The organism is Enterobacter cloacae complex sp. P27C, from assembly GCF_014895705.1.
Lineage (GTDB): Bacteria > Pseudomonadota > Gammaproteobacteria > Enterobacterales > Enterobacteriaceae > Enterobacter > Enterobacter bugandensis.
This window is the reverse complement of sequence record NZ_JADBQB010000001.1, coordinates 212,939-225,664: the sequence shown is the minus strand read 5'-3', so window position 1 is coordinate 225,664 and position 12,726 is coordinate 212,939. Positions and strand designations below refer to the sequence as shown.

Below are 12,726 nucleotides of genomic sequence, written 5' to 3'. Positions count from 1 at the left end.
CTACGGTACTGCGTGAGAAAATTATTCTGGCTGCAGCTTAGTCGGTGGCGCAGTGTGGTAGTGCGCATCCGCTTCCGCAAAGCGCTTCTGCATAGAGGCAGACGGCGCTTTACCCAGCAGGCTGAACACCACAATACCGATGCTGCCGAAGATGAAGCCCGGAATGATTTCGTACAGGCCCAGCCACGCGAACTGCTTCCAGACGATGACGGTCACCGCACCGATGATCATCCCCGCCAGCGCGCCGTTGCGGGTCATGCGTGACCACATGACGGAGAACAGCACCACCGGCCCAAACGCGGCACCGAAGCCCGCCCACGCGTAGCTCACGAGACCCAGCACGCGGTTTTCCGGGTTGGCTGCCAGCGCAATGGCTACCAGCGCCACCACCAGCACCATAAAGCGCCCTACCCACACCAGCTCTTTCTGGCTCGCATTTTTACGCAGGAAGGCCTTGTAGAGGTCTTCGGTGATTGCACTGGAGCAAACCAGCAGCTGACAGCTCAGGGTGGACATCACCGCCGCCAGGATCGCGGAGAGCAAAATACCGGCAATCCACGGGTTAAACAGAATCTGCGCCAGCTCGATGAACACGCGCTCGGCGTTCTGGTTCACCGCGCCCGCCTGCGCCGGGTTATTGCTGAAGTAGGCGATACCGAAGAAGCCGACCGCACACGCGCCCGCCAGACACAGGATCATCCACGTCATGCTGATGCGACGCGCGTGAACGATGGTGTGGTGAGAATCCGCCGCCATAAAGCGCGCCAGAATGTGCGGCTGACCGAAGTAGCCCAGCCCCCAGCCCATCAGGGAGACGATGGCGACAAAGTTCAGCCCTTTCAGCATATCGACGTTTTCGATGCTCTTCTGCTTGATAACTTCCAGTGAATCGCCAAAGCCGCCAACGGTGAAAATCACAATCACCGGGGTCAGGATCAGGGCGAAGATCATCAGGCTCGCCTGCACGGTGTCGGTCCAGCTGACGGCCAGGAAGCCGCCCACGAAAGTATAGAGGATGGTTGCCGCCGCACCGGCCCACAGGGCGGTTTCGTAGCTCATGCCGAAGGTACTTTCGAACAGACGCGCACCGGCCACGATGCCGGAGGCACAGTAGATGGTGAAGAACACCAGGATCACCACCGCGGAGATAATGCGCAGCACGCGGCTGTTATCCTCAAAGCGTCCGGTGAAGTAATCCGGCAGCGTCAGGGCGTTGTTGTTGGCTTCGGTATGTACGCGCAGACGGCCTGCCACCAGCTTCCAGTTGATCCACGCGCCGACGGTCAGGCCGATGGCGATCCAGCTTTCGGAAATACCAGAGATGAAAATCGCGCCCGGCAGCCCCATCAGCAGCCAGCCGCTCATGTCGGATGCGCCCGCAGAGAGCGCGGTGACCATTGGGCCTAAGCTGCGCCCGCCAAGGATGTAGTCGTCAAAGTTTTTAGTGGAACGCCATGCCAAAAACCCTATCAGGATCATGCCAAAAATATAAACGAGAAATGTCACCAGCATCGGTGTGCTAATAGCCATTCAAATTCTCCAAAATGTCGAGCGACAACCGTCCGGGTTGCCTTGTTATGTCATCACCGGAACGTAGTGATGTGTGTATGTGTTTCCGTTGGGCGCGCTATCCTGCCGTATACGCTTCCCACTGACAAACGATTTAACACTGCATTTACATGAATTTCATCCCTGGTTTTATACGTCTTTCCTATAGGTTGCACTCGCTCACGCTTTTACGGGTTGCACCTTTAAAAAGTGTTAAGCACCGCATAAAAACTGGCTTCGTAAACCGTCGCGCGTTCTTTTTCGCAGCTAACTAATCGTTAACAATCCATTCATTTTCCAGCTTGCAAACCAGGTCACATTTAACACGGTTGCACAAAGTTGCAACATGGTAGATATTTCACGCTATCAACAGAACGCTATTACAGAACAACAGGAGTTTTGGCATGGGGATGACCACCATGGGGGTTAAGCTGGATGACGCGACCCGCGAACGGATTAAGACCGCAGCAACCCGCATTGACCGCACACCGCACTGGTTAATCAAGCAGGCGATTTTTAACTATCTGGAAAGGCTGGAGAGTGAAGATGGCCTGCCTGAGCTGCCTGCCCTGCTGGCGGGCGCAGCGAACGAAAGCGACGACGCCGCGACGGCGGTGGAAGAAAACCACCAGCCGTTCCTCGAATTTGCCGAGCAGATCCTGCCGCAGTCCGTCAGCCGCGCCGCCATTACCGGGGCTTACCGCCGCGCCGAAACCGACGCCGTGCCGATGCTGCTGGAGCAGGCCCGCCTGCCGGAAGCCATTGCCGCCCAGGCGCACAGCCTGGCGTATCAGTTAGCCGACAAGCTGCGCAACCAGAAAACCGCCACCGGCCGCGCCGGGATGGTGCAGGGCCTGTTGCAGGAGTTCTCCCTCTCCTCACAGGAAGGCGTGGCGCTGATGTGCCTGGCGGAAGCGCTGCTGCGTATTCCGGATAAAGCTACCCGCGACGCGCTGATCCGCGACAAGATCAGCAACGGCAACTGGCACTCCCACATTGGCCGCAGCCCGTCGCTGTTCGTCAACGCCGCCACCTGGGGTCTGCTGTTTACCGGCAAGCTGGTCTCCACCCATAACGAAGCCAACCTGTCACGCTCTCTGAACCGCATTATCGGCAAGAGCGGCGAGCCGCTGATCCGCAAAGGCGTGGACATGGCGATGCGCCTGATGGGCGAGCAGTTCGTCACCGGGGAAACCATTGCCGAAGCGCTGGCGAATGCCCATAAGCTGGAAGACAAAGGTTTCCGCTACTCCTATGACATGCTGGGCGAAGCGGCGCTCACCGCCGCCGATGCGCAGGCCTACATGGTCTCTTACCAGCAGGCGATCCACGCCATCGGTAAAGCATCCAACGGTCGCGGTATTTATGAAGGTCCGGGCATCTCTATTAAGCTCTCCGCCCTGCACCCGCGCTACAGCCGCGCGCAGTACGACCGGGTGATGGAAGAGCTCTATCCGCGCCTGAAGTCCCTGACCCTGCTGGCGCGCCAGTATGATATCGGCATCAACATCGACGCCGAAGAGGCTGACCGTCTGGAGATCTCCCTCGATCTGCTGGAAAAACTGTGTTTCGAACCGGAGCTGGCGGGCTGGAACGGGATTGGTTTCGTCATCCAGGCCTACCAGAAACGCTGTCCGTTCGTCATTGATTACCTGATTGACCTGGCCAGCCGCAGCCGTCGCCGCCTGATGATCCGCCTGGTGAAAGGCGCCTACTGGGACAGCGAAATCAAACGCGCCCAGATGGAAGGTCTGGAAGGCTATCCGGTCTATACCCGCAAGGTCTACACCGACGTCTCTTACCTCGCGTGCGCGAAAAAACTGCTCGGCGTGCCGAACCTGATTTACCCGCAGTTCGCGACCCACAACGCCCATACCCTGGCGGCGATCTACAGCCTGGCCGGGCAGAACTACTATCCGGGCCAGTACGAGTTCCAGTGCCTGCACGGCATGGGCGAACCGCTGTACGAGCAGGTCACCGGTAAAGTGGCGGACGGCAAGCTGAACCGCCCGTGCCGCATCTATGCCCCGGTGGGCACCCACGAAACCCTGCTGGCGTACCTGGTGCGTCGTCTGCTGGAGAACGGGGCGAACACCTCCTTCGTTAACCGCATCGCCGACACCACCCTGCCGCTTGACGAACTGGTGGCCGATCCGGTGCAGGCCGTAGAGAAGCTGGCGGCGCAGGAAGGCCAGATTGGTCTGCCGCATCCGAAAATTGCCCTGCCGCGCGAGCTGTACGGCGCGGGCCGCGTCAACTCGGCGGGCCTGGATCTGGCGAACGAACACCGTCTGGCGTCGCTCTCCTCTGCCCTGCTCAACAGCGCATTGCAGAAGTGGCAGGCCAAACCGATCCTTGAGCAGTCCGTTGAGGACGGTGAAATGCAGCCGGTGATCAACCCGGCAGAGCCGAAGGACATCGTCGGCTACGCGCGTGAAGCAACCGAAGCGGAAGTGGAACAGGCGCTGGAGAGCGCGGTGAACAACGCGCCAATCTGGTTCGCCACCCCGCCGCAGGAGCGTGCCGCCATTCTGGAACGCGCCGCGGTGCTAATGGAAGATCAGATGCAGCAGCTCATCGGCATTCTGGTGCGCGAAGCGGGTAAAACCTTCAGCAACGCCATCGCCGAAGTGCGTGAGGCGGTCGACTTCCTGCACTACTACGCCGGTCAGGTGCGCGATGATTTCGACAACGAAACGCACCGCCCGCTCGGTCCGGTGGTCTGTATCAGCCCGTGGAACTTCCCGCTGGCGATCTTCACCGGCCAGATTGCCGCCGCCCTTGCCGCAGGCAACAGCGTGCTGGCGAAACCGGCAGAGCAAACCCCGCTGATTGCCGCCCAGGGCATCAACATTCTTCTGGAAGCAGGCGTTCCGGCGGGCGTGGTGCAACTGCTGCCAGGGCGCGGTGAAACGGTGGGCGCCAAACTCACCTCCGATAACCGCGTGCGCGGCGTGATGTTTACCGGTTCGACCGAAGTGGCCTCCCTGCTGCAACGCAACATCGCCACCCGTCTGGATGCGCAGGGTCGTCCTACCCCGCTTATCGCCGAAACTGGCGGCATGAACGCCATGATTGTTGACTCCTCCGCGCTCACCGAGCAGGTGGTTGTTGACGTGCTGGCCTCCGCCTTCGACAGCGCCGGTCAACGCTGCTCCGCCCTGCGCGTGCTGTGCTTACAGGATGACGTGGCTGACCACACGCTGAAGATGCTGCGCGGCGCGATGGCGGAATGCCGCATGGGCAACCCGGGCCGTCTCACCACCGACATCGGGCCGGTGATCGACGCGGAAGCCAAAGCCAACATTGAAAACCATATTCAGGCCATGCGCGCCAAAGGCCGTCCAGTGTTCCAGGCGGTGCGCGAGAACAGCGAAGATGCCCGCGAGTGGCAGACTGGCACCTTCGTGCCGCCTACGCTGATTGAGCTGGCAAGCTTCGACGAGCTGAAAAAAGAGGTCTTCGGCCCGGTGCTACACGTGGTGCGTTACAACCGTAACAACCTCAACGCGCTTATCGACCAGATCAACGCCTCCGGCTACGGCCTGACGCTCGGCGTGCATACCCGTATCGACGAGACCATTGCGCAGGTCACCGGCACGGCCAAAGTCGGCAACCTGTACGTCAACCGCAACATGGTTGGCGCGGTCGTGGGCGTGCAGCCGTTCGGCGGCGAAGGCCTCTCCGGTACGGGTCCGAAAGCGGGCGGTCCGCTCTACCTGTACCGTCTGCTGGCGAACCGTCCGGAAAATGCCCTGGGCGTGACGCTGGCGCGTCAGGACGCTGAATATCCGGTGGACGCGCAGGTGAAAGCCGTGCTGACCCAGCCGCTGGAGGCGCTGATTAAGTGGGCTGATAACCGTCCTGAACTGCGTGCGATTGCGCAGCAGTACGGCGAACTGGCGCAGGCCGGTACCCAGCGTCTGCTGCCGGGGCCAACCGGCGAGCGCAACACCTGGACGCTGATGCCGCGCGAGCACGTACTGTGCGTGGCGGATAACGAGCAGGACGCGCTGGTACAGCTAGCCGCGGCGATGGCCACCGGGTGTGAAGTGCTGTGGCCGGACGATGCGCTGCATCGCGATCTCGCCAAACAGCTGCCGAAAGCGGTCTCGGCCCGTATTCACTTCGCGAAAGCCGATGCCCTGCTAACCCAGCCGTTTGACGCGGTGATCTACCACGGTGATTCCGACCAGCTGCGCGAGCTGTGCGAGCAGGTGGCGGCCCGCAGCGGGGCGATTGTTTCCGTGCAGGGCTTCGCCCGCGGGGAAACCAACCTGCTGCTGGAGCGTCTGTACGTGGAGCGCTCGCTCAGCGTCAACACCGCGGCGGCGGGCGGTAACGCCAGCCTGATGACAATCGGCTAACGCTGTGCTAATAAGGCTCCGGAGACGGAGCCTTATTTTATTGGGGAGTATATGAAACGATATCTTATCGCCGGTGCGGCACTGCTGCTGAGCGCCAGCGCGCTGGCCAACGAGTGCGACAACGCCACCACGCAGCTTGAACTGAATACCTGTAGCGCGCAGCAGTACCAGGCAGCCGATAAAAAACTCAACCAGACCTATCAGGCCGCCATCAAACGCGCGGCGGCCCCCCAGCGCGACCTGCTGAAAAAAGCGCAGCAGGCGTGGATTACCCTGCGCGACGCGGACTGCGCGTTTATCGGTTCGGGGACGGAAGGCGGGAGCGTCCAGCCAATGATTGTTAACCAGTGCCTGGCGGAAAAAACCGTGGAGCGCGAGGCGTTTCTGGCCTCGCTGATGCAGTGTGAAGAGGGCGACTTAAGCTGCCCTCTCCCGCCGGGCAATTAACGCACGCGGATCCCTTCGATAATCATCCGCTGCACGTTTTCGAGGGTGCTCTGGAAAAACGCCTTGTCCTGGAGCGTTTTACCGGTCACCGCCTCAACCTGGGCCGCAAAGTCAGCGTAATGCTGGGTAGCGGCCCAGATCATAAAGATCAGGTGCTGCGGGTCGACCGGGGCCAGCTTTCCGCTGGCAACCCATCCGGCGATAATCGCCGACTTATCGTCCACCAGCTGCTTTAAATCCCCCGTCAGCTCCGCCTGCAGCAGCGGCGCGCCCTGCAGCATCTCAAGACAAAACAGCCTTGACGCCTGCGGGTAATCGCGCGACACCTCGAGCTTAAGGCGAATGTACTCCTCGATAGCCACCAGCGGGGCCAGCTCTTCGCGAAATGCCTTGAGCGGTGCCAGCCAGATATCGAGGATCTGCTGCATCACCGCCACATACAGCGCCTCTTTCGACGGGTAATAGTAGAGCAGATTGGTTTTAGACACCCCGGACTGCTCCGCCACCTGCTCCAGGCGCGTGCCGTGAATGCCAAACTGTGAAAAGGTCTCCAGCGCGGCGCTGAGGATCGCCTGCTTTTTGGCGCTCACCGCCTGCGAACGTTTTCCGGGTGTTTTCACTGCGCCTTGTGTCATTTCCGCTCTCCATTTTCTTTCCTGCGCTCAGCATAGCAAAACCCCCGCCTCGCCACGACCTTCTGCACTCCCATCGCGCATGAGTGCCTGTTTTCTGTGCAATGTTTTTGACCATTTAGTCCACATTTAGCGGCATCAATTCCCCAACTTCCCATTAACACATTAATAACACAAGCGTTTTCAAAACTGGCATTGCCTTTGCAAAACCACCGTTACACCTGCGACGTAATGAAGAGAGGTTCGTGATGAAAATTGGCGTATTTGTACCCATCGGCAACAACGGCTGGCTTATCTCGACCACTGCACCGCAGTACATGCCGACCTTTGAGTTGAACAAAGCCATCGTGCAGAAAGCGGAGCACTACCATTTCGACTTTGCGCTTTCGATGATCAAGCTGCGCGGCTTTGGCGGCAAAACGGAATTCTGGGATCACAACCTGGAGTCCTTCACTCTGATGGCCGGGCTGGCAGCGGTTACCTCGCGGATCCAGATCTACGCCACCGCGGCCACCCTCACCCTTCCGCCCGCGATCGTGGCACGCATGGCCTCCACCATCGACTCCATCTCCGGCGGGCGCTTTGGCGTTAACCTGGTCACCGGCTGGCAAAAACCGGAGTACGAGCAGATGGGACTCTGGCCGGGCGACGATTACTTCTCCCGTCGCTACGACTACCTGACCGAATACGTGCAGGTGCTGCGCGACCTGTGGGGCACCGGCAAAAGCGACTTCAAAGGCGACTTCTTTACCATGAACGACTGCCGCGTCAGCCCGCAGCCGTCGGTGCCGATGAAGGTGATTTGCGCCGGGCAGAGCGACGCGGGCATGGAATTCTCCGCGAAATATGCTGACTTCAACTTCTGCTTCGGCAAAGGCGTTAACACCCCTGCCGCCTTTGCCCCGACCGCGGCACGCATGAAGGAGGCCGCCGACAAAACCGGGCGCGACGTGGGCTCGTACGTGCTGTTCATGGTCATTGCCGACGAAACCGACGACGCCGCACGCGCCAAATGGGAACGGTATAAGGACGGCGCTGACGACGACGCCCTGAGCTGGCTTACCGAGCAGAGCCAGAAGGATACCCGTTCCGGCGCAGACACCAACGTGCGCCAGATGGCCGACCCGACCTCCGCCGTCAATATCAACATGGGCACGCTGGTTGGCTCGTACGCCAGCGTTGCCAGGATGCTCGACGAAGTGGCAGCCGTACCCGGCGCGGAGGGCGTCCTGCTGACCTTCGATGATTTCCTCACCGGCGTGGAAACCTTCGGCGAGCGCATCCAGCCGCTGATGCAGTGCCGCGCCCATATCCCTGCCGTCACGAAGGAGGTGGCGTAATGACGACCTTAAACGCTCGCCCGGAAGCCATCACCTTTGCGCCGCAGCAGAGCGCACTGATCGTGGTGGACATGCAAAACGCCTATGCCAGCCAGGGCGGTTATCTGGATCTGGCGGGGTTCGACGTCTCCGCCACAAGGCCTGTGATCGAGAACATCAAAACCGCCGTCGCCGCCGCGCGCGCGGCGGGAATGCTCATCATCTGGTTCCAGAACGGCTGGGATGACCAGTACATCGAGGCAGGCGGCCCCGGCTCGCCCAACTTCCACAAGTCGAACGCCCTGAAAACCATGCGCAAGCGGCCCGAACTGCAGGGCAAGCTGCTGGCCAAAGGCGGCTGGGATTATCAGCTGGTGGATGAGCTGGTCCCGCAGGCGGGTGATATCGTCCTGCCGAAACCGCGCTACAGCGGCTTTTTCAACACCCCGCTCGACAGCCTCCTGCGCAGCCGGGGCATTCGCCACCTGGTGTTCACCGGCATTGCCACCAACGTGTGCGTGGAATCGACCCTGCGCGACGGCTTTTTCCTCGAGTATTTCGGCGTGGTGCTGGAAGACGCGACCCATCAGGCCGGGCCGGAATTCGCCCAAAAGGCAGCTTTGTTCAATATCGAAACCTTTTTTGGCTGGGTCAGTAACGTTGCGGATTTCTGCGACGCCCTGAATCCTCCGCTCGCCCGTATCGCCTGAGGAGACACACGATGCCGAAATCCGTAATCATCCCGCCGGGCACCAGCACGCCCATCGCCCCGTTCGTCCCCGGCACCCTCGCCGACGGCGTGGTGTATGTCTCCGGCACGCTGCCGTTTGATAAAGACAACAACGTGGTATTTATCAACGACCCAAAGGCGCAAACCCGCCACGTGCTGGAGACGATCAAAACCGTGATCGAAACGGCGGGTGGCACCATGGAGGACGTGACCTTCAACAGCATCTTTATCACCGACTGGAAAAACTACGCCGCGATTAACGAAATCTACGCCGAGTTCTTCCCCGGCGATAAACCGGCGCGGTTCTGCATTCAGTGCGGGCTGGTAAAACCGGACGCGCTGGTTGAGATCGCCACCGTTGCGCACATCGCGAAGTGAGGCAGGCATGAAACTTTCCGTCTCGCCGCCGCCGTACGAGGGTGCGCCCGTGGTGGTCTTTATTTCCGGTCTCGGCGGCAGCGGCAGCTACTGGCTGCCCCAGCAGGCCGCGCTGGAGCCGGAGTATCAGGTGGTGTGCTATGACCAGCGGGGAACGGGCAATAACCCCGACACCCTGCCGGAGGGTTACAGCCTTGCGCAGATGGCAGACGAGCTCGCCCAGGCGCTGGCTGACGCAGGCATTGCGCGCTACAGCGTCGTCGGGCACGCGCTCGGCGCGCTGGTCGGCCTGCAACTGGCCCTCGACAGGCCCGACGCCCTCACCGCGCTGGTGTGCGTCAACGGCTGGCTGACCCTCAATGCCCACACCCGCCGCTGTTTTGACGTTCGCGAGCGGCTGCTGCATTCCGGCGGCGCGCAGGCGTGGGTCGAGGCGCAGCCGCTGTTTCTCTACCCGGCAGACTGGATGGCCGCCCGCGCGCCGCGTCTGGAGGCCGAAGAAGCGCTGGCGCTGGCCCATTTCCAGGGTAAAACCAACCTGCTGCGCAGGCTCAGCGCCCTGAAAAAAGCCGACTTCCGCCGCCAGTCCGCACGCATTCGCTGCCCGGTTCACATTATCTGTTCCGCCGACGACGTGCTGGTGCCGTCCGTCTGTTCCGCTGAACTGCACGCCGCCCTCCCGCACGCCCACAAAACGGTCATGCGCCAGGGCGGACATGCCTGCAACGTCACCGAGCCGGACACCTTTAACACCCTGCTGCTGAACGGGCTTGCCAGCCTGCTGCACAGCCCTGAACCCGCTTTATAAGGAGCTTTAATGAGCGAAGCCATTACCCCCGCCGCGCTGGAAACGCTGTTCACCGGTGCCCGCACCCACAACGGCTGGCTGGATATGCCGGTCAGCGACGAGACGCTGCGCGAGATGTATGACCTGATGAAATGGGGCCCAACGTCTGCCAACTGCTCACCGGCGCGCATTGTCTTTGTGCGAAGCGCAGAGGGAAAAGAGAAGCTGCGCCCGGCGCTCTCCAGCGGCAACCTCGAGAAAACGCTTACCGCCCCGGTGACAGCGATTGTTGCCTGGGACGGGGAATTCTACGAGCGCCTGCCCGAGCTTTTCCCGCACGGCGATGCCAGAAGCTGGTTTACCGCAAGCCCCGCGCTGGCGGAAGAGACGGCCTTTCGCAACAGCTCAATGCAGGCCGCGTATCTGATTTTCGCCTGCCGCGCACTCGGCCTGGACACCGGGCCGATGTCGGGCTTTGACCGACAAAAGGTCGACGAGGCCTTTTTCACCGGCACAACGCTTAAAAGCAACCTGCTGATCAACATTGGCTATGGCGATACGCGCAAACTTTACGGGCGCCTGCCGCGCCTGACCTTCGACGATGCCTGCGGACTGGCGTAAGGAGCGATCGTGATGACACCCGATAAACAAACCTTTCGCGACGCCATGGCCTGCGTCGGCGCGGCGGTCAACATCATCACCACCGACGGCCCGGCGGGGATGGCGGGCTTCACCGCCAGCGCGGTATGCAGCGTCACGGATTCCCCTCCCACCCTGCTGGTGTGCCTGAACCGCGGCGCGTCGGTCTGGCCCACGTTCAGCGAAAACCGCACCCTGTGCGTGAATACCCTGAGCGCCGGACAGGAGCCTTTATCCAATCTGTTTGGCGGTAAAACGCCGATGGCGGAACGCTTTACCGCCGCCCGCTGGCAGACGGGCGACACGGGCTGCCCGCGTCTGGAGGATGCGCTGGCCTCGTTTGACTGCCGCATCAGCCAGGTGGTCAGCGTCGGTACTCACGACATTCTGTTTTGCGACATCGTATCGATTATTCGCCACCCCGCCCCGCAAGGTCTGGTGTGGTTCGACCGCAGCTACCACGCGCTTATGCGACCCGCCTGCTAAGGCGCTTTAAGGAGACAGACCATGTTCGGATTTCCCCACTGGCAGTTGAAATCGACCTCTACTGAAGCAGGCGTGGTCGCGCCGGATGAACGCCTCCCGCTCGGGCAAACCATGGTGATGGGCGTCCAGCATGCAGTCGCGATGTTTGGCGCGACGGTATTGATGCCGATGCTGATGGGGCTCGATCCCAACCTGTCTATTCTGATGTCGGGAATCGGCACCCTGCTGTTCTTTTTTGTTACCGGCGGGCGCGTGCCCAGCTACCTGGGCTCCAGCGCCGCCTTTGTCGGCGTGGTCATCGCCACTACCGGTTTTAACGGCCAGGGGATCAACCCCAACCTGAGCGTGGCCCTCGGCGGCATCATCGCCTGCGGGCTGGTCTATACCCTAATTGGTCTCGTTGTGATGAAGATCGGCACGCGCTGGATCGAACGGATGATGCCCCCCGTCGTCACCGGCGCGGTGGTGATGGCGATAGGCCTGAACCTCGCGCCGATTGCGGTGAAAAGCGTCTCCGCTTCGCCGTTTGAAAGCTGGATGGCGGTGATCACGGTGCTGTGCATCGGCCTGGTGGCAGTCTTTACGCGCGGGATGATCCAGCGTCTGCTGATCCTGGTCGGGCTGATTGTCGCCTGTCTGATCTACGCCCTGCTGGCGAACGTGTTCGGCATGGGCAAGCCGGTCGATTTTACCCTGCTTCATCAGGCCGCCTGGTTCGGTCTGCCGCAGGTGACCTCGCCCACCTTTAACACGCAGGCGATGATGCTTATCGCCCCGGTGGCGGTGATCCTGGTGGCGGAAAACTTAGGGCACCTGAAGGCGGTGGCGGGAATGACCGGGCGCAGCATGGATCCGTACATGGGCCGCGCGTTCGTCGGCGACGGGCTGGCGACCATGCTCTCAGGCTCCGTGGGCGGCAGCGGCGTGACCACCTACGCGGAAAACATCGGCGTGATGGCGGTGACCAAGGTCTACTCAACGCTGGTCTTCGTGGCGGCGGCGGTAATGGCGATCCTTCTTGGTTTCTCACCGAAGTTCGGCGCGCTGATCCACACCATTCCGTCACCGGTCATCGGCGGCGCGTCGATTGTGGTGTTCGGGCTGATCGCCGTGGCCGGGGCGCGCATTTGGGTGCAGCATCGGGTTGACCTTAGCCAGAACAGCAACCTGATCATGGTGGCCGTCACGCTGGTGCTGGGCGCGGGCGATTTTGCCCTGACGCTGGGCGGGTTTGCGATTGGCGGGATTGGTACGGCGACCTTCGGCGCGATCCTGCTTAACGCCCTGCTGAGCCGCCGGGTGGCTGCCGCGCCGCAGGCCGCAGCGGCGCATCAGGATTCGTGAAATCGATATGTCGGGTGACGGCTACGCCTTACCCGACCTGCATGCTCCT

The 12,726-nt window shown here is 61.3% G+C and carries 11 protein-coding genes; 9 read left to right on the top strand and 2 right to left on the bottom strand.

Going from position 1 to position 12,726, the window contains the following annotated elements:
• Window positions 1-21 precede the first annotated feature (21 nt).
• A complete protein-coding gene (putP, locus tag IM291_RS01060; protein WP_192970892.1) occupies window positions 22-1,530 on the bottom strand; it encodes a sodium/proline symporter PutP in 1,509 nt (502 codons plus the stop codon).
• Between the two features lie 422 nt (window positions 1,531-1,952).
• Between putP and putA the strand changes: the two genes are divergently transcribed.
• Window positions 1,953-5,915 carry a trifunctional transcriptional regulator/proline dehydrogenase/L-glutamate gamma-semialdehyde dehydrogenase gene (putA, locus tag IM291_RS01055; protein WP_192985933.1) on the top strand — a complete coding sequence of 1,321 codons (3,963 nt, stop codon included), beginning with the start codon at window positions 1,953-1,955 and terminating at the stop codon, window positions 5,913-5,915.
• A 51-nt stretch (window positions 5,916-5,966) separates the two neighbouring features.
• Window positions 5,967-6,362 carry a lysozyme inhibitor LprI family protein gene (locus IM291_RS01050; RefSeq protein WP_028012660.1) on the top strand — a complete coding sequence of 132 codons (396 nt, stop codon included), beginning with the start codon at window positions 5,967-5,969 and terminating at the stop codon, window positions 6,360-6,362.
• Here IM291_RS01050 and rutR read toward each other — a convergent pair.
• Window positions 6,359-6,997, bottom strand: a complete 639-nt coding sequence (rutR, locus tag IM291_RS01045; RefSeq protein ID WP_192985932.1) for an HTH-type transcriptional regulator RutR — start codon at window positions 6,995-6,997, stop codon at window positions 6,359-6,361. The two genes, IM291_RS01050 and rutR, sit on opposite strands and share 4 nt — an antisense overlap.
• A gap of 245 nt (window positions 6,998-7,242) precedes the next feature.
• On the opposite strand from rutR, the gene rutA reads away from it, so the two are divergent.
• Genes rutA through rutG form a run of 7 tightly spaced genes read left to right on the top strand, consistent with a single transcriptional unit; the run spans window position 7,243 to window position 12,677 of the window.
• Complete coding sequence (rutA, locus tag IM291_RS01040) at window positions 7,243-8,334, top strand: pyrimidine utilization protein A (RefSeq protein WP_192985931.1); 1,092 nt, start codon at window positions 7,243-7,245, stop codon at window positions 8,332-8,334.
• Entirely contained in the window at window positions 8,334-9,023 is a 690-nt protein-coding gene (gene rutB / locus IM291_RS01035; RefSeq protein WP_192985930.1) for a pyrimidine utilization protein B, read from the top strand. Before rutA ends, rutB begins: the two co-directional genes overlap by 1 nt.
• Window positions 9,024-9,034: 11 nt before the next feature.
• Window positions 9,035-9,421 carry a pyrimidine utilization protein C gene (gene rutC / locus IM291_RS01030; protein ID WP_008499822.1) on the top strand — a complete coding sequence of 129 codons (387 nt, stop codon included), beginning with the start codon at window positions 9,035-9,037 and terminating at the stop codon, window positions 9,419-9,421.
• A gap of 7 nt (window positions 9,422-9,428) precedes the next feature.
• Window positions 9,429-10,229 carry a pyrimidine utilization protein D gene (rutD, locus tag IM291_RS01025; RefSeq protein ID WP_028012656.1) on the top strand — a complete coding sequence of 267 codons (801 nt, stop codon included), beginning with the start codon at window positions 9,429-9,431 and terminating at the stop codon, window positions 10,227-10,229.
• A gap of 9 nt (window positions 10,230-10,238) precedes the next feature.
• A complete protein-coding gene (locus IM291_RS01020; protein WP_041910551.1) occupies window positions 10,239-10,829 on the top strand; it encodes a malonic semialdehyde reductase in 591 nt (196 codons plus the stop codon).
• A gap of 12 nt (window positions 10,830-10,841) precedes the next feature.
• Entirely contained in the window at window positions 10,842-11,333 is a 492-nt protein-coding gene (gene rutF, locus IM291_RS01015) for an NADH-dependent FMN reductase RutF (protein WP_032644856.1), read from the top strand.
• Between the two features lie 21 nt (window positions 11,334-11,354).
• Window positions 11,355-12,677 carry a pyrimidine utilization transport protein G gene (gene rutG / locus IM291_RS01010; RefSeq protein WP_192985929.1) on the top strand — a complete coding sequence of 441 codons (1,323 nt, stop codon included), beginning with the start codon at window positions 11,355-11,357 and terminating at the stop codon, window positions 12,675-12,677.
• Window positions 12,678-12,726 lie beyond the last annotated feature (49 nt).

Bases quoted from the DNA above. Each gene is read 5' to 3' on its own strand.
- putP (WP_192970892.1), bottom strand. From the start codon at position 1,530: ATGGCTATTAGCACACCGATGCTGGTGACATTTCTCGTTTATATTTTT.
- putA (WP_192985933.1), top strand. From the start codon at position 1,953: ATGGGGATGACCACCATGGGGGTTAAGCTGGATGACGCGACCCGCGAA.
- IM291_RS01050 (WP_028012660.1), top strand. From the start codon at position 5,967: ATGAAACGATATCTTATCGCCGGTGCGGCACTGCTGCTGAGCGCCAGC.
- rutR (WP_192985932.1), bottom strand. From the start codon at position 6,997: ATGACACAAGGCGCAGTGAAAACACCCGGAAAACGTTCGCAGGCGGTG.
- rutA (WP_192985931.1), top strand. From the start codon at position 7,243: ATGAAAATTGGCGTATTTGTACCCATCGGCAACAACGGCTGGCTTATC.
- rutB (WP_192985930.1), top strand. From the start codon at position 8,334: ATGACGACCTTAAACGCTCGCCCGGAAGCCATCACCTTTGCGCCGCAG.
- rutC (WP_008499822.1), top strand. From the start codon at position 9,035: ATGCCGAAATCCGTAATCATCCCGCCGGGCACCAGCACGCCCATCGCC.
- rutD (WP_028012656.1), top strand. From the start codon at position 9,429: ATGAAACTTTCCGTCTCGCCGCCGCCGTACGAGGGTGCGCCCGTGGTG.
- IM291_RS01020 (WP_041910551.1), top strand. From the start codon at position 10,239: ATGAGCGAAGCCATTACCCCCGCCGCGCTGGAAACGCTGTTCACCGGT.
- rutF (WP_032644856.1), top strand. From the start codon at position 10,842: ATGACACCCGATAAACAAACCTTTCGCGACGCCATGGCCTGCGTCGGC.
- rutG (WP_192985929.1), top strand. From the start codon at position 11,355: ATGTTCGGATTTCCCCACTGGCAGTTGAAATCGACCTCTACTGAAGCA.